The sequence below is a fragment of the Planctomyces sp. SH-PL62 genome (assembly GCF_001610895.1).
GTDB lineage: Bacteria > Planctomycetota > Planctomycetia > Isosphaerales > Isosphaeraceae > Paludisphaera.
The window spans coordinates 4,698,266-4,719,864 of record NZ_CP011273.1 but is presented as its reverse complement, the minus strand read 5'-3'; the positions used below and the strand labels follow the sequence as shown (position 1 = coordinate 4,719,864).

Sequence of the window (21,599 nt, the reverse complement as noted above, 5' to 3'; positions counted from 1 at the left end):
GAGAGATGCCGGTTGGAGGGCGAGCGGCCTCGCGAGAGGGCGGTCGCGAGGGGCCGCGCGGCCGACGGGCGGGGGCGAGGGATTTCCTCGCCGACGTCGGAACCGCTTGATCGGAATGAGTCACCTTGACGGGAGAGACCGACCTGTGGGGGCCGGCGCGGTGGAACGCGGCGGTCGGCCTGGGGCGGCACTTTCAACGCAAACCGGGGGAGTCTGTCGATGGGGAGCTTCAAGGCGGATAGTGGTGACAAGGGGCCCGATCGGCGTCAAGGCAAGAAGCACGCCAAGCGTCAGGGCTCCCCGAAGCTCGAGTACCTGGAGGGGCGCATCCTGCTGGCGAGCGATCCGCTCCAGGGGGGCAACCCGATCTGGAATGCGCGCTCGGTCGACATCGGGGACGTCCAGAACGGGCCCATGGCCCCGCTGGGCGGCCAGCTGATCAACCTGTACCAGAAGCAGCAGTCCGGGCTCACCTCGAACGCGCTGGCGGCGGCGTTCCCCGCGCTCCAGATCCGCAACGGCTCGGTGCTCGTCGGCCTGACGACGTGGGGCGACCTGAACGCGCTCCAGAAGACGGTGAAGAACCTGGGGATGCAGGTCACGTCGTCCAGCACGACTTACGGCATGATCAACGGCTGGCTGCCGATCAACCAGCTCTACACGACCTCGCAGATCCCCAGCCTCGTCAGCGGACGGCCGATCTACAAGCCCGAGGCCTCCTATCAGGGACTGGCCAACAACCAGGCGCAGCAGTCGATGTTCGCCGACGCCGCGGCGACGCAGTACAACGTCACCGGCGCGGGGGTGACGGTCGGCGTCCTCAGCGACAGCTTCGACTCGCTCGGCGGCTATCAGACCGACGTCTCCACCGGCGACCTTCCCGCCGGCATCCGCGTGCTTTCGGACCTCCCCGCGGGCCAGGGGTCGGACGAAGGTCGGGCGATGTTGCAGAACATCTATGACATCGCGCCCGGCGCGACCTTGCAGTTCGCGACGGCGTTCATCGACGACCTCAGCTACGCGCAGAACATCGTGGCCCTGGCCGACGCCGGCTCGAAGGTGATCGTCGACGACGTCGGGTACGCCAACGAGCCGTTCTTCCAGGACGGCATCATCGCCCAGTCCGTGACCAACGTCACGCAGCGGGGGATCCCGTACTTCGCCGCGGCCCGGAACTCGGCCGACGGCGGCTACCTGTCGAGCTTCCGAGGGGTCCAGGCCACGATCCCGTCGATCAACAACGGCGCGGCGGCCCGGTTCATGAACTTCAACGGCGGCTCCGGCACCGCCGTCACGCAGATGCCGATCACGACCGCGTCGGACGGCGTGTCGATCATCTTCCAGTACGACCAGCCGTTCGCCACCCAGCAGCCCGTGGGGACCGGCAACACGGTCACCTCGCAGCTCCACTTCTTCGTGCTGGACTCCAGCGGCGCCGTGGTCGCCTCGGGGACCGACGACAACACGGCCACCCAGCAGCCGTTCCAGTTCGTCACCATCCCGACCGCGGGCACCTACTCCGTCGTGATCCAGGTCGTCAGCGGCGCCGATCCCGGCCACGTCCAGTTCGTCGAGTGGGGCGGCGACGTCGCGGTCTCCCAGCAGTTCGGCACGGCGGGCGGGACCTACTACGCCACCAGCGTCGGCCACTCCACGGCGGTCGACACGATCGGCGTCGGCGCCACCCCCTGGTGGGCCCCGTCGCCGTTCCTTAACCAGAACCCGCTGGCGAACGAGCCGTTCAGCTCGTTCGGGCCGTCGATCTACGTCCGCGACGCCCGGGGCGCCCTGCTCTCGAAGTCGGTGGTCCCGCAGAACCCGTTCATCACGGCGCCTGACGGAGGCAACACGACGTTCTTCGGCGGGGTGATGCAGACGAACAACCCGCCGTTCCCGGGCAACCCGGCGACGACGACCAACCTCTCGCAGGACCTGCCCAGCTTCTTCGGCACCTCGTCGGCGGCCCCGAACGCCGCGGCCGTCGCCGCGCTGATGTTCGAGAAGGCCCCGGACGCAACCGTCGCCGAGATCCGCGCCGGCCTGGCCTCCTCGGCCCGGCCGATGAACGGCGCGGGCGCCGGGGTCTGGCATCCCCAGTCCGGCTTCGGCCTGATCGACGCCGTCGCGGCGGTCGCCTCGGTGGACGTGCTCCAGGTCGCCTCGACCACGCCGGCGAACAGCACGGTCGTCACCACGACGCCGAACTACATCATCGTGACCTTCAGCAAGCCGGTCCGGGCCTCCAGCCTGTCGGCGGGCAACATCCAGTTCGTCCGGAAGCCCAACGGCGTCACGACCTCGATCGGGGCGCCCATCCCGGTCGACGACCCCACGAATCCGACGGTCGTGGCCTATCCCTACTCGTTCACCTACAACAAGGCGGTCACCAATACGGCCAACGGCGTCTACAGCTACGTCGTCGCCGGGCCCGTCACCTCGACGGACGGTCGCGTCCTCGAGCAGTCGGGCCTGATCTCGTTCCAGCTCAGCGACGTCACGTCGCCGAGGGTGGCCTCGACGAACACGCAGGGGCGGCTCGTCACGGTCAAGTTCTCCAAGCCGATGAATCCGGCGACGATCACCAAGCAGAACATCATCGTCGCCCGCTTGAACGGCGCGCCGAACTTCAGCTCCCCCAACATCGCCCGTCCCTCGCTCGATCCCCGCGTCACCATCAGGTACGACGCGGCCACCAACACGGCCACGCTCGACTTCTCGGCGTTGCCCCAGACCGAACTGCCGACGGACGCCTACGCCATCGTGGTGATGGGCGGCGCGGGCGGGGTGACCGACGCGGTCGGCAACCAACTCGACGGCGAGTTCTCCGGCTCGTTCCCGTCGGGCAACGGGACGGCCGGCGGCACCTTCCTGCAAGAGCTGGGCACCCTGGTCGTCAGGGCCCCGGTGATCACGTCGTTCGCCCTGGATCCGTCGTCGACCAACGACACCGGCATCCCCTCTGACTCCAACACGAACAAGGCGCAGCCGAAGTTCATCGGCCAGGTGTTCAACACCTTCCCGGGCTCGGTCGCCAACGCGGATTACTACGTTCAGTTCAATTCCACGAACGGCGGCGCCTTCAGCCTCGGGGTGGGCCCCGGCGGTCGTGGGATCACCGGCAGCTACAACGTCTCGGGCAAGACCGACGCCAACGGCGCCTTCACGCTGACGGCGCACACGGCGCTGCCCGAAGGCTTCCAGCGGGCGCGGGTGGTGGTGGTCGGCCAGAACGATCAGACGTCCGGATCCGGCCTCTCCTCGTCGCTCGACCGGGCCTTCCGCATCGACCTGACGAGGCCCTCGGTCACCGGGGCCGCGCAGCTCGACCAGTCGCCGTTCCCGTTCTACGTCTCCGACCTGCCGGGGCTCTCGCTCTACGTGCAGGACGTCTCGGCGCAGGCGGCGGGCTATCTCGCGACGCCCAGGAACGTGGTCTTCCCGGCCCTCGATCCCTCGACGGCCGTCAACCTGAGCAACTACCAGCTCCAGGTTACGCTGGACAACGGGACGACCCTCGACGTCTCGCAGTACATCACCAAGGCGAACTACGTCGGCCTCACCCCCACGTACGACGCCTCGGGGAACTTCATCGGGACCTACCAGGGCCGCATCGACCTGACCCTGGCCCCCGGGCTCCCGGCGGGCACGTACCGACTCCGGGCCTTCAGCCAGGGGACGGTGGACGGCGTCTTCCGCAGCGGCCTGCTCGACGCCGCCGGCAACCCGCTGCTCAACGGGGGGAGCAGCACGCCGAACTACGCCCTGTACTTCAAGCTCCAGCGGGCCCCGGCCTACATCACCAACATGGTGATGGCCAGCGCCCCCTCGCCCAACGCGTACTACTCGGTCGGCGGGCCGGGCGCGTACTTCGACCTCTCGGGCGGCCGGGCCCAGGCCCCGCCCAAGGCGTGGATGCTCGACTTCTCGAACCCGCTCCCCTTCAGCAACGGCTCCGGCGCGGCCATCGACTACTCGGCGATGATCCAGCTCGTCCGCTCCGCCAACTCGGCCGGGGCCCCGGCCGACGGCAATTTCGGCGACCTCGGCCAGGACGGCAAGGGCTCCTCCGGGAGCGGCTTCACCCGGGTCGCCGGGACGATCGCCGAGCTTTACTGGCAGAACCCCGCCACCGGCGGCTGGATCAAGTCCGACGCCAGCCATCCCCACGGCACGCGGATCGTGCTCCTCTCCCCGGGCGGCCTGCCCGACGCCGACTACTACCGGGTCTACGTCCCCAACCAGGTGGACGTGAGCGGCAACGACAGCCGGATCTTCGACATCTACCGCAACCAGCTCGACGGCGAGTTCCTGGGCAACCCGACCAGCACCGTCAGCACCCAGTTCCACCCGTTCTCGCCCGATCCCTCCAAGCTGTTCCCCGGCGACCGCGCGATCTACAACTATGAGACGCTGCTCACGACGGGCTACACCTCGCCCGCGCCGGTCAGCCGCATGACCGGGGACGGGGTCGACGGCGGGGCGTTCATGGCCGGCTTCGTGGTGGCGACCAGCAACCACATCCTCTACACCCGCCCCGACTACAGGGAAGACCCGTTCGATCCGTCGACGGCGCCCGACGGCAGCCTGGCGAAGCCGTACTCGGCGCTCGCCCCCGAGGCCGCCCCCGGGTCCGACCTCAACCCGGGCCGCGACCCGAACGGCGGGCTCAATTCCGCCTCCAACTTCCTGTCGGGATTCAACCCGAACTACGACCGGAACGGCAACGGCCGGTTCGACCGCTCGGTGCTCTACGCGGCCCAGCAGCTCGCCTACACCGGCCCGGTCGTGATCGTCGCCATCCCGGGCACTCCCCAGCGGGATCCGCTCACGGGCGTCGTCACGCAACTGCCGTTCGTGCTCCAGGCTCCGGCCGGGTCGAATTCCTACAACAACGGCAGCGCCTCGGTCCCCTTCAACACCACCCTGGTCTTCACGCCGGGGACGACGCTGAAGTCTCAGAACGCGTCGCTGTTCGTCCAGAATCAGGGCTCCGCGCTCCAGATCCAGGGGAACTCGATCCCGGGCCAGCAGGTCAATTTCACGTCGTACAACGACGCGTCGATCGGCGGGCCGACCAACGGCAACCCCAACACCACGCCCCGGGCGGGCGACTGGGGCGGCGTGGTCTTCCGCAACTACAACCAGTCCGTCGACACCCGGGCCAACGACGTGCGATTCCCGGTCGACGGCATCTTGCTGGGCGTCGGGGCGGCTTCGGCCGATCCCGCCAGGCCCGCCCTCGCCGGGGCGGACGAGCTGATGTCGCGGATCAACTTCGCCACCTTCCGGTACGGCGGCGGCGCCGTCCCGCGAAGCTCGGGCACGACGTACAGCGGCATCACGCTCTACAACACTCGGCCCTCGATCACCAACACCCGCGTCACCGACACCGGAACCTCCGGCGGCACGCAGGGGGCGATCGGCGCCGACATGGACTCGTTCCTCCAGGACGACGTCGCTCGCGGTCCGGTGATCCGCCGGGTCACGGTCCAGAACAACAGCCTCAACGGCATCTGGATGCTCGCCCAGAACAACGGCTTCATCGAGCCGACCGACGCCACCCGCCTGGCCAACCCGATCACCGACCAGGTCAGGCCGGCGAACTACGCCTTGTTCCAGCCCCTGCCGCTGATCGTGCTCGCCCAGCTCATCGTGGGCCAGCAGTTCCAGGTCAATTCGGGCGGCAGCACCCGCTGGGTCGGCGACCGTCTCTACGTCGACTCGGGCAGCATGCTGCGGTTCGGCCGCAACTCCTCGCTCAGCGTGCTCAACCCCCAGTCGAGCCTCAACGTCGGCTCGCGCGACTACATGTCGAAGTTCGACCGGAATTCGAACTACAGCCCCGAGAGCGACAACTTCAAGGCGCTCAACGCCAACGACCCGCAGGTCCTGTTCACCTCGCTGTTCGACAACACGGCGACCACGACCCTCGTCCCCACGCCGATCAACGTGACCGGGAACACCACCCCGGTGACCCTCGGCCCGGCGATGTGGGGGAGCGTCGGCATCCAGAGCGGCGCCCGCGCGGTGATCAACGCGGCGACGTTCCGCTACGGCGGCGGCGAGGTCAACACGACCAACATCACCATGCCGTCGCAGTCGGTCCTGTCGTTCATCACCGACCAGACGACGTTCTCGACCCCGTTCACGTTCGGCCAGGGGACGCGGGTCTACGTCACCAACAACAACTTCTACAACAACTTCGACGCGGCCATGCAGGTCGAGCCCGACGGCCTCCTGGCCGGCGACCCGCTCCGTCCGCTCATCTCCGGCCATCCGTTCCTTCGTGGGAACGTGATGCAGGGCAACGGCATCGACGGCCTGGCGGTCCTGGCGACCCGCTCCTATCTCAGCAACGCCTCGTCGAACTACGCGGTCGTCGGCCCGATCGAGGCGAGCCTGCTCCCGTTCAGCTCCGGCAACCAGTTCGTCCACGCCGTCTGGGACCTGACGGACATCACCTACGTCCTTCGCGGGACCATCGTGCTGGCCGGGACGAGCCGCCCCGTCGCCAACCCGAGCGCCTTCGTCACGCCTCCGGGCCCCAACACTTCGCTGACGATCCAGTCGGCCTTGCCGAACACGCTCCTGGCCGACGGCACGCGGATCGCTAGCCCCGGGGCCTCGGTCGTGGTCAAGCTGCTGACCGAGAACAACACCAACGGAGCCGGCGACCTCGAGGGGACCTTCGGTTCCACCGGCGCAGCCGCGTCGCTCCAGGGCGGGGCCGGCTTCATCGCCGGCGTCGACGACGGAGCCGATCCCGACGCCAGCCCACTGATCGATCCCGGCGTCTGGTCGCAGATCCGCATCCTCGGCATCCCGGGCAATCAGAGCACGGGACAGAAGCGGGTGCCGGTGATCATCACCTCGCTCCGTGACACGACGGTCGGCACGACGGCCCGGGGCGTGGTCAACAACACCATTCTCAACAGCTACCCGGTCGGGCCCTACACCCGGTACGCTGGGCAGAGCCTCTCGACCCCGGCGGCGGGCGACGGCGGGTACATCTACATCGGCGGCAACTCGTCGACGACGTTCAACCTGGACGACCCCCGTCAGGGGAGCCTGATCGACAACGCCGATCTCCGCTTCATGACCCGGATCGAGGTCGAGGGCGGCGGCATCGTCAGCGCCGGGCCCGGAAGCCCGCTCGAGAACAAGGCCGGCTACGTCGATCCCTCGGTGCAGCTCAACGCCCGCATGGCGCTGCGGATCTCGGCCTCGAACATCGACTCGTTCGCCGACGCGGCCGTGTTCGCCCATCCCGGCGCCGCCAACGCGATCGTCGGCTTCGAGAGGTCCGACTTCCGCGGCCAGGGCGTGACGCTCTACCTCTACAACAACACGATCTCGAACACCCCGGTCGGCGTCCGGGTCAACTCCGAGACCGTCAACAACGACCCCAGCCCGTCGCCGATGATCCTGGTGGCGCTGAACAACACGTTCTACAACACCGGCACCGGGATCCGCACCCAGTCGCCGATCCACGACGGGACGAACTCCCAGTCGCACGTCTACACGATGGCGATGAACAACATCTTCGTCAATTCGAGCGACGTCGCGGTCAACCTCCAGGGGATGCAGTGGAACAGCCAGCTGCAGAACAACCTGTTCTTCGGCAACAACCAGAACGTCCTCTCGGAAGGCAACAGCGGGGCCTTCCAGGGTAACATCAGCCCCCGCTACGGCGATCCCAAGTTCGTCGACGCGGCCAACCGCAACTTCGCTCTGTCCGCCGGCTCGCAGGCCATCGACGCGGGCCGGAGCGAAATCGGCCCCAACCCCGCCGGGAACGCGGTCTACCCGATCGTCACGCCGCCGGCGAGCGGCCTGTCCTACGGCCCCCGCACTGATCCGGCGAACCTCACGGGGAACCAGCAGGCGGGCGCCTCGAACGTGCGGGGCGGCCTCGGCGGGATCTTCGACACCCGCCAGATCCTCACCCTGCCGGGCTCGGGCGCCTACAGCTTCCCGGACCTCTTCGTCCCCACGCTGACGCTCCCCGCCGGCGCGACCAACGGGCCCTCCTACGTCACGGGGTCACTCAAGTACGAGGCCCTCGGCAACCAGTTCCTTGGCCGTCGCGACCTGCTCGGCTTCATCCGGGCCGACGAGCCGACGACGCCCGACGCCGGCACCGGCTTCGATCCGTTCACGGACATCGGCGCCTTCGAGTACGTCAACCTCCACCCGCCCACCGTCACGGCAGTCACGGCCATCTACGCCGGGGCCGCGGGCGTCTGGGAGACCAAGAACTTCTACGCGGTCGGCGGCACCGCCGGGTCGAACCGGACCCCCGACTACGTGCAGTTCAACTTCGACAGCCCGATCGACCCGAACAGCGTCAACGCCGATACCGTCAAGCTCCAGGCCCAGGGCAAGACCGGCAACAACGTCCCGGGCACGTACATCAGCCTCGCCGGGCTGCTGAGCTATGACGTGGCGAACCGGTTCGTCCGCGTCAAGCTGGCCGCCGCCGGGATCGACCTGAAGACCGACGCCTACCGCTTCGTCCTCGTCGGCGAAGGCGCCAACGTCCTCGCCAACCCGCAGGGCATCGCCCTCGACGGCGAGAACCTGACCAACAACAACAACCCGGCCACCGGCGTCCAGTTGCCGCTCCCCTCGGGCAACGGCAACCCCGGCGGCGACTTCTACAGCAACTTCATCATCAACACGGTCGCCTCGGGCATCCTCCCCGGCAGCTTCGTGCTGTCCCCGGCCAGCGACAGCAACGTGGTCGGCGATCGGGTCACCAACGTCGTGAACCCGACCTTCACCGGCACCATCACCAACCCCAACACCGCCCTGGTCCCGCTCGCGGGCCAGACGGCCGTCGTCGACATCGGCGTGGTCTCCATGACCGGCAACGGCAACACCACGACCTACTGGACCGCGGCCTCCGCCCCGGCGAACCTCGCCGCGTTCGTCCGTCCCAACGCCGGCACGGGCCTGACCTCGAACACCGGCGCCTTCGCCGTCACGGTCGGACAGGACGCCGCCGGCTCCGGCCTCGTGACCAACACGGCCGGCCTGCTCTCCTCGCCGTACAACGTCGGTTCGAGCGGCAACCTGATCCCGATCCCCGGCACCGTCGGCGGCTACTACGTCGCCCGCGTCCGGATCATCGACCAGAGCGGCAACGTCTCGAACAACACGATCCCGGCCGCCCAGACGACGCTCGTCGTCGACAACGGCGTGCCCACCTCGGCGGGGACCCCGCTGGTCGTCAAGATCGACTCCCCGACGAACGGGTCGGTCGTCTCGAACCCGACCTCCGACTTCGGGTTCCAGATCTCGGCCAACAAGAACCTCGACCTGACGCACCTGACGACGTCGCAGATCCAGCTCGTTCGGGCCGGGGCGGACGGCACGTTCGCCAGCGGCACCTCGATCACCATCGACCCGGCAAGCATGTTGGTCCGTTTCCTCGACTCGGCGGCCGAAGGGGGAGGCGGCGGCAAGGGCCGCGAGCTCGTCACCTTCAAGCCGTCGACCAGCCTGGGCAACGGCCTGTATCAGCTCACGATCCTCGGCACGGGCGCCAACGGCATCCGCGACATCGCCGGCAACCTGCCCGGCGCCGACCTGACCATCCAGTTCGCGGTGTACAGCCCGTCGACCGCCCACAGCGTGTTCGTCGGCGCCGCCTTCGCCACCGACCCGTCCGCGACGTTGGGCTCGCGGGCCAACCCGTACTCCACCATCGCCGACGCCGTCTCGGCGGCTGGCTTCGGGGACCGGGTCGCGGTCCTGCCCGGCATCTACTACGAGTCCGTGGTGATGCGGAACCAGATCAGCCTGGTCTCCGCCTCCTCCAGCAGCACCGACGCCTCGCTGGTGCCTGGCAACGCCCTGAAGACCATCATCCGGCCCGCCGCCGCGGCGAACGCGATCTCCGTCACCGCCACCGGCCTGACGGCCTTCACCGACCCCACGACCGGGGCGACCTTGCAGACCGAGCTCACCGGGTTCACGATCGCCTCGTCGCTCCTCGGCGACCCGGCCTTCGGCTCGACCAACCAGAACTCGATCGGCCTGCTCCTGACCAACTCGACGATGCTCGTCGGCCAGAACTACTTCATCAACTCCGGCATCGGAGTCCTGGCCAACACCTCGTCCTCCGCACCGGGGACCTCGTCGTTCGTGAACAACGGGTTCATCGGCAACACCACCGGCGTCTACCTGAACGATCAGGGTGGCACGCCGACCTCGTCGACCCACTACCTGGTCAACAACACCTTCGCCTTCAACACGACCGGACTCTGGGCCCAGAACAGCGGCACCACCGGCTCGAACCAGGCGTACGTGGCCAACAACATCTTCTGGCAGAACCACGACCAGACCCCCGCCCGCGGCGGGCTCGGGATCTACTCGGCCACGCCGAGCCACCTGATCCTCAACAACAACCTGTTCTCCGGGAACGGCCAGAGCGACTCCCTGCACTGGTGGGCCGCCTACAACGCCGGCAACGGCTTCGACCTGACCAAGCTCGGCCGAACGCCAGCAACGCCGCCGCCAACCTCGGCAACTTCACGGGCTGGCCCGCATTCGTCTCGCCGATCGACCCCCGCCCCGGCTCGGACGGCCCGGCCACCTTCTACCTGAGCGCCGACTTCGGCCTCGCGTCGAACTCGGCCGCCATCAACAACGCCCTGGAGTCGATCGCCACCAAGACCGACTTCCGCGGCATCCCGGAGAACGTCAATCCCACGACCCGCGGCTTCAAGCTGGCCGGGTTCGGACCTCGCGACGTGGGCGCCTTCGAGTTCGTCCCGGCCGGCTCGACCACGACGCCCCGGACGACCCCCGTCACCACCCCCACGACGACGCCCGTCGGCGTTAGGACGACCGCCTCGGCGGCTCCTTCCACCGCCCCGGCGCAGGTCGCCGAGCTCGTGACGTTCGCGGCGCCGACCCCCGTCGCCCCGACCTCCCCGACGCCGGCGCCCTCGCCGACTCCGGTGACCGTCAACACCCGGGCCGGCGCTCGGGCCGCCGCCGCCGCCAAGCTAGCCGCCCAGCAGGCCGCTCGTCGGGCCGCCCGGGCCGACATGGCCGCCAACCTGGCGGGCCCCCGGCTCGCCACCCTCAAGCGGACCCCGCCCCGGTTCGCCGCGGGCCACTGATCTCACGCGGCGATCATCGCCGTGGCTGTAACCAGGGAGGCCGGACCGCAAGGTCCGGCCTCTTTTCTTTTCGAAGAAGAGTTGAGGCATCTCCGCGCGACGGAGCCCGAAGCCCGGCGCGATTCCTCGCGACGGGATCCTGGGCTCGACACGCCTGGATCAAGCAGGCGGCGGTGTCCAGACGGCCAGGTCCAGGGTCCGGAGCCTTGCGATCACACGGCTGAAGTCGGCCCACCACCTTCGAGACGGTGGGGCCGATCCGGCGTCATCCCCCGGCCAGCGACGTGATGAGCTGGATGTAAGGGAGGAAGACGGCCAGGATGATGAACAGGACGAACCCGGCGAGGATCAGGATGAGCAGCGGCTGGATGAGCTGGCCGAGGTTCTTGACCATGTGGGCTGCCTGCTCCTCGTACTCGTCCGCGAGGTGGTTCAGGGTCTCGGGGAGCCTACCCGTCTCCTCGCCCGATTCCAGGATGGCGATGACGTCCGGGCCGAACTGCCGGGTCGGCGCCAGCGCGACGCTCAACTCCCGTCCTTCCAAGACCTTCAGCTTCGTGGATTCGACGGCCTCGCGCATCGGGGTCATGGACAACGCCTGGGCGGTCAGCTCGATCGAGCTTCCGACGTCCACCCCCGCGTCGAGGAGGCTGGAAAGCGTGCGGGCGAAACGGCTGACGTCGAGCTTTCGGAAAATCGAGCCCAGCACGGGGATCCGGAGCAGGATCCGGTCCAGGATGCTCCTGCCGAGTGGCGTCTTGTACCACTGGAGCAGGGCGAACGGCACCCCGAAGAGCAGAAGTGGGAGGATCCACCAGCCTCCCGAGGAGACGAATCCGCTGAACGCGAGCAGCCCGCGGCTCGCCCAGGGGAGCTGGGCTTTCTTGCTGATGTCCGCCAGCAGCGAGGCGAACATCGGGAGGATGAAGATCGCCATCAGGCAGGCGATGGACGAGGCCATGAAGAGGACGATCAGCGGGTAGATCATGGCCGATCGCGCCTGGCGGATCATCCGCTGGCGGGATTCGTAGCTCTGGCTGAGCATGCGGAGGGTCTCGGGGACGCCTCCGCGCGCCTCGGCCACGCGGATCATGCTCTGGAAGACTGAGCCGAAGACCGCCTTCTCGGGTGCCGTGGCCTCTTCCAGGGTCGATCCGGCCTTGATCCGGAGACGCATACGCTCCAGGACCGGTCCGAAGGCCGTGCGCTGGAACTGGCGTCCCAGGCTGACGAGCGATCGGTCGTAGTCCACTCCGGCGTTGAGGTAGGACGCGAACTGGCGACAGAACTGCGCGAGTTGACCGGAGCTGACGCGGCCGAAGAGGATGCGTTCGTACCACTTGGGCCCCGGCGCGACGGCCTCTTGCCTGAGCGTCCCGTCGGCGGCCTTGCCGGACTTTCGAGCCGGTCCCGGCCGCGAGGGCGAAGGCGAGGGGCCTCCCACGCCGGGACTGGGCCGGAAGACGGAGTCGCCGTAGCCCGCGCGAGGAGGGTGCTCGGGGGGGCTCCCGGTCGGTCCGCCCCCCGGATCGGCGTCCCGTTTGGGCCGGGGTCTTCGGGGCTCGTTCGGATCGAGGTCGTCGGGGACGTGGCTCATGATGGGGCTCGGCGATCCGAAGCTCGGGTCGGCGGACGGATCAGGGGGTCCAGCGCAGGACGGGCGTCTTGGCGGCCTTGACCTCGTCGAGCCGGCTGACCGGCGTGGTGAAGGGGGCGTCTCGCAACATGTCGGCGTCTTCCGTCGCGATCGCCCGGAGCGCCTTGGCGAACGCTTCGAGCGTGTCGCGGCTCTCCGTCTCGGTCGGCTCGATCATCAGGGCTTCCGACACGATGAGCGGGAAGTAGACCGTGGGCGCGTGGAAATTGTAATCGATCAGCCGCTTGCCGACGTCCATGGCGCGAATTCCTCGGTCTCTCGCGAGCGAGCGGCAAGACGCGACGAACTCGTGCATGCAGCGATTCCCGCACGGGACGGGGTAGACGTCGTGGACGAGGCTCAGCAGGTAGTTCGCGTTCAGGACCGCGTGCTGCGCCACCCGCTTCAGCCCGTCGGGCCCCTGGCTGCGGATGTAGCAGTAGGCCCGGAACAGGACGCCCGTGTTGCCGAAGAACGCTCGGATCCGGCCGATCGAATGCGGATGGTCGTCGTCGAGGAAGAAGGAGCCGTCCTCGCGACGGGCCACCGTGGGGGAGGGGAGGTATTTGGCGAGCTTGGCCCGGACGGCGATCGGACCCGCGCCGGGGCCGCCGCCGCCGTGGGGGCCGGAGAAGGTCTTGTGGGGGTTGTAGTGCATCAGGTCGACGCCCATGTCGCCGGGGCGGACCACGCCGAGGATGGCGTTCATGTTCGCGCCGTCGAGGTAGAGGAACGCGCCTCGATCGTGGAGCAGGCCGGCGATCTCGCCGATCTGGGGGTCGAACAGGCCGACGGTGTTCGGGTTCGTGATCATGAACACGGCGACGTCGTCGGTCAGCTTGGCCTTGAAGTCGTTCAGGTCGACGAGCCCGCGGCCGTCGCTCTTCACGGTGACGGTCTCGAAGCCGGCGAGATGCGCCGAGGCCGCGTTCGTGCCGTGCGCGCTGTCCGGGATCAGGACCTGGGTCCGCTTGCGGCCCGGCTCCTGGTCGCGGAAGTAGGCCGCGGCGACGAGGAGGGCCGTCAGCTCCCCCTGGGCGCCGGCGGCCGGCTGGAGGCTGACGGCGTCGAGCCCGGCGATCTCGGCCAGGTCTTCCTGGAGCCCGTGGAGGATGGCGAGCATCCCCTGGAGCGTCGAGTCTTCCTGGTAGGGATGTTGGGCCCCCAGGCCGGGCAGCGAAGCCAGCCGCTCGTTGCGCTTGGGGTTGTACTTCATCGTGCACGAGCCGAGCGGGTAGAAGTTCCCGTCGATCGACATGTTGAGCGCCGAGAGGTTCGTGTAGTGGCGAACGACGTCGAGCTCGCTCAGCTCGGGGAGCGACGGCGGCGAAGTCTGGAGCTGGTCCGCGGGGATCAACTGATCGAGCGGGACGGCCGGCACGTCGGACGGAGGGAGGATCGCGGTGCTCCGGCCGGGGCGGCTCGACTCGAACAGGAGGGGGGGGAGATCGAGTTTATACATGGATAAGCTTGATTTCGAGAATGAGTGTCGGTCGCGGCCCCAGGTCCGTCGTCGCGGCCTCAGAGCGAGGCGAGGGCCGTGCGATAGGCCTCGGCCAGGCCGTCGATCTCCGCCCTGGTCCGCTTCTCGGTCACGGCGATCAGGATGTGGTCGGCCAGTTCGGGATACCACCGTCCCAGCCGGACGCCGCCGTGGAAACCGGCCTCGCCGACCTTCTCCAGGACGGCCTTGGTGTCCTTGGAGCAGCGGATCGCGAACTCCTTGAAGAAGGGGCCGGGGAAGGCCGGCGACAGCCCGTCGACCTTCGAGAGGACCTCGGCGGCGTAGTGGGCCTTGCGGGTGCTCGACTCGGCGGCCTCGCGGAGCCCGCGCGGGCCCATCGCGGCCAGGTAGATGCTCGACCGGAGCGCCAGAAGCGCCTGGTTGGTGCAGATGTTGGAGGTCGCCTTCTCGCGGCGGATGTGTTGCTCACGGGTCTGGAGGGTGAGGACCCATGAGCGTTTGCCGTTGCGGTCGGTGGTCTGGCCCACGATCCGTCCGGGCAGCTTGCGGAGATAGTCCTGACGGCAGGCGAGGATGCCGAGGTACGGCCCGCCGAACGACATCGGGTTGCCGAGGCCCTGGCCCTCGGCGACCACCACGTCGGCCCCGTAGGCGTCGGGGCGCTGGAGCAGGCCCAGCGAGATCGGGTCGACGCTGACGACGGCGGTCGCACCGTGGGCGTGGGCGGCGTCGACGAGCGTCCGCACGTCTTCGAGTCGCCCGAAGAAATTGGGGTGCTGGATGACGACGGCCGCCGTGTCCGGCGTGATCGCCTCCGCGAACGCCCGGGGATCGACCCCGCCGTCGACGGTCGGGACCGTGACGACCTCGGGCTCCAGGTGTTCGAGGTAGGTCTCCAGGATCTTGCGATGCTCGGGATGGACGCTGCCGGCGACCACGACCCGACGGTTGCGCCGGTTGGTGGCCACGGCCATGAGGACGGCCTCGGCCACGGCCGAGCCGCCGTCGTAGAGGCTGGCGTTGGAGACGTCCATGCCCGTCAGCTTGGTGATGAGCGTCTGGTACTCGAACGTCGCCTGGAGCGTCCCCTGGCTGGCTTCCGGCTGATACGGGGTGTAGGCGGTGTAGAACTCGCCGCGAGACGCCAGGTTGTCGACGACGGCCGGGATGAAGTGGTCGTAGCTGCCGCCGCCGAGGAAGCAGACGCGGCGGTCCGCGCCCTCGTTGCGCGCGAGCAGGCCCTCGACGTGGCGGGTCAGCTCCAGCTCGGCCATCGCGGGGGGGATCTGGAGCGGACGGTCGAGTCGGTACTCCGGCGGGACCATGTCGAACAGTTGATCGAGCGAGTCGAGGCCGATCGCGCCCAGCATGACGCGGACGTCCTCGGGCGTGTTAGCGATATAAGCCATTGTATTCCCGATATGATGAACGCGATTCGGCGCGGAGGGGCCTCGGACGGCTCGCGATCAGTGATCGTCCTGGGCGATCTTGGCCTGATAGGCGTCGTGGTCCAGGAGCTTGTCGGCGTCGGCCGGGTCATCCACCTTGATCTTGACCAGCCAGCCCTTGGAGAACGGGTCCTCGGAAAGGATCTGGACGTCGTCGATCAGGGCCTGATTCACCTCGACGACCTCGCCCCCCACGGGAGCGTAGAGGTCGTTGACCGACTTGACGCTCTCGACCTCGCCGAAGCTCTTGCCGGCGGTCAGTCGGTCTCCCACCTTCGGCAGCTCGATCGTGAGCAGGTCGGTGAGCTGGTCGACGGCGAACTTGGAGAGGCCCACGACGGCCTGGCCCCCGTCGAGGTCGACCCATTCGTGGGTGGGGGCGTAGCGGAGGTTCTTGGGGTCCATGGATCGGGTCCTTGAGCCTTCTGGGGGACGCATGCGGAAGACGACGGCGACGGGACTGCTCAGCTTCGTGGCCGCTTGTAGAAGGGGAGCGGGACGACCTCGGCCGGCTCGGGCTTGCCGCGGACGTCGATCACGACCTTCGTGCCCGGCGCCGCGAAGTCGGGGTCGATCGACGCCATCGCGAGGCTGGTCTGCAACGTCGGGGCGAAGCTTCCGGAGGTTACCACGCCCAGCGTCCGCTCGCCCGAGGAAACCGTCGACCCCTGCCGGGCGATCCGCTTCCCTTCCAGCTTCAGGCCGACCCGGATGGTGGCCGGACTCTTCGCCTGCTGCTTGAGCGCTTCGGCGCCGACGAAGTCCCCCTTCTCGAGCTTGACGGCCCAGCCCACACCGGCGGAGAACGGGTCGGTCGTCTCGGACAGCTCGTGGCCGTACAGGGGCATCCCGGCCTCGAACCGCAGCGTGTCGCGGGCCCCGAGGCCGCAGGGGGCGACGCCGAGCGGACCGCCCGCCTCCATCAGCCCGACCCACACCTTGACCGCCTGCGCGGCGGGGACGATCAGCTCGAAGCCATCCTCGCCCGTGTAGCCCGTGCGGCTGACGACGGCGTCGACGCCGTCGAGGACCTTGCCCTCGACCACGTGATAATACTTGAGTGCGTCGAGGGGCTTGCTGAAGAGGGGGCTGACCAGCTCGACGGCCTTCGGGCCCTGCACCGCGATCATGGCGGTCAGGATCGTCCTGTCCGTCATCGAGGCCTTGAAGCCCTCGTGGTGTTCCTCGAACCGGGCGACGACCTTCTCGCGGTTCGATGCGTTGCAGACGACGGAATAGTTCTTGTCCACGCGGTAGACGAGGATGTCGTCGATCAGCCCGCCGAGGTCGTTGGCCAGCAGGCTGTACTGGATCCGTCCCGGTTCGAGCTTGGACGCGTCGTTGGTGGCGACGAGGTTGATCCAGTCGAGCGCCTTGGCCCCTTCGAACGCCAGCCGCCCCATGTGGCTGACGTCGAACAGGCCCACGCCGCGACGGACGGCCTGGTGTTCCTCGACGATGCTCGTGTACTGCACGGGCATGGACCATCCCGCGAAGTCGACCATTCGGCCGCCGTTGGCCTGGTGCCAGTCGAAGAGGGGAGTTTTCAACGGGGTCGGGTCGGACATCAACGACGCTCCGGGCGAAAGCCCCAAACTCATGACTTTACAACGGGAATTGTGGATTGTATCCGTACCGGGTCGGGACGACAACCGAACCGAAAGGTCCGGCCGATTCGCCGGCGGGGATCACGGGATTCTTCCGGACAGCCGGGCGTGGAGAGTCGACAGGAATTCGGCGTCGATCGGGCGATACGGCCGGAATTTCTCGAGCTGGTTGTGCTCCTCGCTGGAGTAAAGCGCGCGGTTGGGGCCGAGCCTGGCGGCGGCGGGGCTGTCGAGCAGGTGGCCCGAATCGGTCGTGCTCATCTGGAAGACGACGCGCATGCCGAACTCGCGGAGTTGCTGGAGCGAGAAGCAGCGGTTGAGGTTGTTCACGGTGTCGCACCAGGCGATCAGGTGCACGCCGTGGCCGGGGCCTTCGCGGAGGATCAGGTCGATCAGGTCGGCGGGCGTCTCGTCCTCGCGTTCGCCGAAATGGAAGTCGTCCTCGCGGCGGCGGAGGTCGCGGAATCGGGGCAGGTCGTGAATCAGGAGGAACAGCTCGGGGCCGTCGGCCGCGACGGGCTCCCGCCGGCGCTTCAACTCGGCGCCGACCTCGGCGACGATCGCCGAGGCCTCGCGCCAGCCCCCGACTCGCACCTTGTGGGGGAGGGCCTCGGCCGTGCGTCGCAGGGTCTCGGCGTGCTCGGAATCCTCCGGGGTCCCGTCCAGGAGCCGGAATTCGGCCCCTTCGCGGACGTTCGGCTCGCGGGCCGGCGGGAACTGCGCCGCCAGGCTCGCGAGCGCCGCGGCCGTCACCCCGATCGCGGCCTCCTCGTTCTGGCCGACGATCAGGAGGTGGTTGCCCCCCTGGCGACGGAAGAGGGCCGCCGTCGGCTCCTTGATCGCGACCGGATCGCCGAGCCAGGCCTTGGCCGAGCGGGGGGAGTCGGGCCAGGCCGCCTCCCCCAGTCGTTCCAGGAGTAGGGGGTTGGTCGCGAGATCAGCCTGCGCGTCCCCCTCGAAGACGATCGGCGCGCGGGCGAGCGCGGGAGGTCGCCGGTCGCTGAGGGCGCGGATCTGATCTAGGTAATCCTCGCGACGATCCTCGCCGAGCCAGACGACCTGGAAGACGTGGTTCCCCTCGGGCGAGCCGTTGGCGTCGTTGTAGATCGCCTCGCCGGGCCGCGAGAGCGCCTTGGCGGCGGGGTTGTTCTCGGAGAGGATCAGGTGCGAGTCGACGTCGGAGCACTGCAGCGCGATCCGCACGGCCATCTGGCCGAGCGTGCTGCGGGCGAGCGTGAACGCCCCCCCCAGGCTCTGCGAGCCCAGGATCGCATGAATGCCGAAGGCGCGGCCCTGGCGGACCAGACGGTCCAGGACGCCCGCCGCCTCCTGCGCCAGCTTGTCCTCCTCGACGAAGAACTCCTGGAACTCGTCGACCACCAGCAGGATGCGGGGCAGGGGGGGCGAATCGGGGAGGTTCCGGAATCCCTGGACGTCCTGGACTCCCGCGGCGCGGAACCGATCGGCCCGGATCTTCAACTCGGCGTCGAGCCGGTTCAGCACGCTGACGCCGAACTCGCGCTCGCTCTCGATCGCGACGACGCTGGCGTGGGGGAGGCCGTGCGAGGCGTAGACCTTGAACTCCACGCCCTTCTTGAAGTCGATCAGGTAGAGGTCGATCTCGTCCGGGCTGTACGCGAGCGCCAGGTTGACGATCATCGCGTGCATCAACGTCGACTTGCCCGATCCGGTGCGACCGGCGATCAGGACGTGCTGCGACGTCCCCTTGCCGAGGGCCAGATGCTGGCGCTTGGAGGCGGCCGCCTTGCCCAGCGGCACGTCGAGCCCCGCGCGGCTGTCGAAGGTCCACCACGACTCCGGGGCGGGGGCGATGAACTCGAACGGCACCTCGACCCGCTTGGCGGCCTTCGCGGCCTCGCCGATGCGCTGGATCAGCCGCGTGGCCGTCTCGCCGACCGGAGGCGCGTCGGGGATGAAGGGGAAGCCGCCCAGTTCGGGGTCGTCCCAGGCGAGCGTTCCATCTTTCCAGACCAGCCGGGAGCCGTACGGTCGAAGGTCGGCGAGTCGGCAGCCGGTGGGGAATTCGCGGCCTTCGTCGACGGCGATCAGGGTGAGCACGCCGCACGGGGGGCCGCCGGCGACGATCGACGCCAGCCGCGAGGCCGCCTTCTCGTCGAACTTCGTCGGATAGTCGACCACGACGAGGACGCGGTAGGGCTCTGCGACCTCGCCGGCCGCTGCGTTGTACTCCTCGATCGACGCGTATTCGTTCCGCAGATACCTCTGCGTGACCAGCTCCATGTGGGCTTCCAGGTCGGCCAGGCGCTCCTCGATCTGGCGGGCGTCGGTCCAGACCTGTCGGTTCACCAGGGCCTCGTCGAAATCGGCCAGGTGCATGAACGCGCCGAAGCCGCGACCGAGCCCGATGGGATCGACGATCGTGAATCGGACCATGCCCGGCGGGAGCCCGGTGAGGAGACGGAGCATGGCCGCCTGGATCGCCGTCGACGCGGCGGCCCGGCCCTCGGCCGGCGTCTCGACGAGCAAGTTGGCGGAGGCCGGGAAAGGACGGAGCGCCGGGAGTTGGAAAAAATCCGGCAACCCTTCCATCAGCTTCGGGTCGGCCGGGAGCCCTCCCGGAAGCGACCCGAGGTCCAGCGCGACGGTCCCGAACCGGATGGCCGGCGGGATCTCGCGAGGGAGGGCGCGGTCGGCCCAGTCGTCGGCGTCCCAGGAGAGGCCGAATCCTTCCGCGCGTCGGGCCACGTCGTCCAGCACGGCGGCGGCCTCCGAGACGGCGGCGCGCCAGCGGGCGGCCGTCGCCCTGCGGTCGCTCTCGAACACCGCGAGGGCCTGCGCCTTGATCGTGCGGTGGCCCTCTTCGAGCTGGATCGCCCCGGCCTCGCTCTTGGCCTTCAGATCGGCGATCTTGCGCGCGTGGGTTTCGACCGCCTCCCTCGCGCGAGCGTCGCGTTCCTCGGAATTCTCGCGGAGCTTGCGGGCGTAGACCTCGTTGATCTGGCGGAGCCGCTCGTCGCGGTCGGCCTCGCCCTGGGCGATGGTCAGGGTGTGGGCCTCCTTGGCCTGCTCCAGGTCCTTCTCGCGTCGCGCGTCGAGGGTCCTGAGCGACTCCTGGAATCGGCCGTCGATCCGGGCCTTGGCGTGGTCGGCCAGCCCGGCCGCGTCGGACGCCGATTGCATCAGCGGCTTGTACAACCGATCGAGCTGCTGCTTGGACAATTCGACGAGCTTCATCCGAATCGCGAGACCGAGCGCCAGGCCGACGCCCGCCAGGATCGCCGTGACGCTCAAATCCGCGCCGAACGCCAGGCCGACGCCGCCGCCGATCAGGGCGGTGATGATGTAGACCCAGGCCTCGTTCGCCCCTTTCATGGAACGGGGGATGATCAAGCGTTCGAGGAGCTTCAGCGGCGGCCCCATGCGGGAGAGCCGTTCGAACACCTCGTCGACCGGCTCCGCGAACTTGTCGTACGACTCGCGAGTGGCGTGCGGGAACTCGGGATCGAGGTCGAACTTGCGGAAATCGGCGGCGACGACGGCGAGCCGTTCGCGATACGAATCGAGGATCGCGAGCGCGTCCTGCAGCGGCTTGGTGGCGAGGGCGTGCTCCTTGGCAGCGACCTTTTGACCGGAGTCGTGACCGCCGATCGCGTCGGATTTGTCGCGCGTCAGCTTGGACTTCGCGGTCTGGCGGAGAGCGTCGAACTCGGCGGCGATCCGACGGCTCCCCATCGCGAAATCGTTCTTCGCCCGAGCCTCCCCCGACGCCGCCGCCTCGTCGACTTCCCGACGACGCAGCTCGTCGGCGACGGCCGCGTCCTTCTCAAGCTGGGCGACGCGTCGGGTCAGGGCTTCCTTCTTGAGTCGAAACTCCGAGTCGGCCTCGGCCTCCCGCGTTTGGCGCGTGCGCTCGATCGCGGCCTCGCCCTGGGCGCGTTCGGCGACCGTGGCGATGAGCGAGCGCACGGCGTCGCGCTGGGCGCGGAGGAGGTCGGCCGCGGCGGTCGGAATGGAAGCGTCGGCCGGATCGGGTTCGGGGGCGTCGCCGTCGGGACGAGCGCCCGGGACTCTCAGCGAGGACGGGGGAGTCACGAGAGTTCACTCCGATCGGAGCAGTCGCGGCGGACCTTGTCGAGCACGTCGGCGAGCTTCTGGAGGCCGACGACCGCCGCATCGACGGCCGGGGCGAGCGGGGCGAGGTGTTGCTCCTCGAAACGGCGGCGGACGTCGTCGCCCCAGGTCGCCTCGGTGAGCATCCAGTGATCGTTGAGGATGCGAATCGTCTGCTTGAGCCGGGTCGATCCGGCGAGGATCTTCGCGTTCGCCACC

Annotated in this window: 8 protein-coding genes; 1 reads left to right on the top strand and 7 read right to left on the bottom strand. The window is 68.7% G+C overall.

Annotated features, from left to right (window positions below):
• The first annotated feature begins 219 nt into the window (after positions 1 to 219).
• Positions 220 to 10,611 (top strand): Ig-like domain-containing protein, encoded by a 10,392-nt coding sequence (locus tag VT85_RS18155; protein WP_068418495.1) that lies wholly within the window; start codon positions 220 to 222, stop codon positions 10,609 to 10,611.
• Between the two features lie 786 nt (positions 10,612 to 11,397).
• Here the strand turns inward: VT85_RS18155 and VT85_RS18150 are convergent.
• The 7 genes from VT85_RS18150 to VT85_RS18120 all read right to left on the bottom strand — a co-directional run bounded on the left by VT85_RS18150 (position 11,398) and on the right by VT85_RS18120 (position 21,598).
• Entirely contained in the window at positions 11,398 to 12,729 is a 1,332-nt protein-coding gene (locus VT85_RS18150) for a type II secretion system F family protein (RefSeq protein ID WP_068418491.1), read from the bottom strand.
• A gap of 40 nt (positions 12,730 to 12,769) precedes the next feature.
• Positions 12,770 to 14,230 carry an aminomethyl-transferring glycine dehydrogenase subunit GcvPB gene (gcvPB, locus tag VT85_RS18145; protein WP_068418488.1) on the bottom strand — a complete coding sequence of 487 codons (1,461 nt, stop codon included), beginning with the start codon at positions 14,228 to 14,230 and terminating at the stop codon, positions 12,770 to 12,772.
• Between the two features lie 59 nt (positions 14,231 to 14,289).
• Complete coding sequence (gcvPA, locus tag VT85_RS18140; RefSeq protein WP_068418484.1) at positions 14,290 to 15,642, bottom strand: aminomethyl-transferring glycine dehydrogenase subunit GcvPA; 1,353 nt, start codon at positions 15,640 to 15,642, stop codon at positions 14,290 to 14,292.
• Positions 15,643 to 15,699: 57 nt separating this feature from the next.
• Positions 15,700 to 16,086 (bottom strand): glycine cleavage system protein GcvH, encoded by a 387-nt coding sequence (gene gcvH / locus VT85_RS18135; protein ID WP_068418481.1) that lies wholly within the window; start codon positions 16,084 to 16,086, stop codon positions 15,700 to 15,702.
• A 59-nt stretch (positions 16,087 to 16,145) separates the two neighbouring features.
• Positions 16,146 to 17,249, bottom strand: a complete 1,104-nt coding sequence (gene gcvT / locus VT85_RS18130; RefSeq protein ID WP_068418478.1) for a glycine cleavage system aminomethyltransferase GcvT — start codon at positions 17,247 to 17,249, stop codon at positions 16,146 to 16,148.
• Between the two features lie 120 nt (positions 17,250 to 17,369).
• Complete coding sequence (locus tag VT85_RS18125) at positions 17,370 to 21,362, bottom strand: FtsK/SpoIIIE domain-containing protein (RefSeq protein WP_068418476.1); 3,993 nt, start codon at positions 21,360 to 21,362, stop codon at positions 17,370 to 17,372.
• Entirely contained in the window at positions 21,359 to 21,598 is a 240-nt protein-coding gene (locus VT85_RS18120) for a hypothetical protein (RefSeq protein WP_068418472.1), read from the bottom strand. Before VT85_RS18120 ends, VT85_RS18125 begins: the two co-directional genes overlap by 4 nt.
• Position 21,599 lies beyond the last annotated feature (1 nt).

Coding starts and splice junctions, on each gene's coding strand:
- VT85_RS18155 (WP_068418495.1), top strand. CDS start 220: ATGGGGAGCTTCAAGGCGGATAGTGGTGACAAGGGGCCCGATCGGCGT.
- VT85_RS18150 (WP_068418491.1), bottom strand. CDS start 12,729: ATGAGCCACGTCCCCGACGACCTCGATCCGAACGAGCCCCGAAGACCC.
- gcvPB (WP_068418488.1), bottom strand. CDS start 14,230: ATGTATAAACTCGATCTCCCCCCCCTCCTGTTCGAGTCGAGCCGCCCC.
- gcvPA (WP_068418484.1), bottom strand. CDS start 15,642: ATGGCTTATATCGCTAACACGCCCGAGGACGTCCGCGTCATGCTGGGC.
- gcvH (WP_068418481.1), bottom strand. CDS start 16,086: ATGGACCCCAAGAACCTCCGCTACGCCCCCACCCACGAATGGGTCGAC.
- gcvT (WP_068418478.1), bottom strand. CDS start 17,249: ATGTCCGACCCGACCCCGTTGAAAACTCCCCTCTTCGACTGGCACCAG.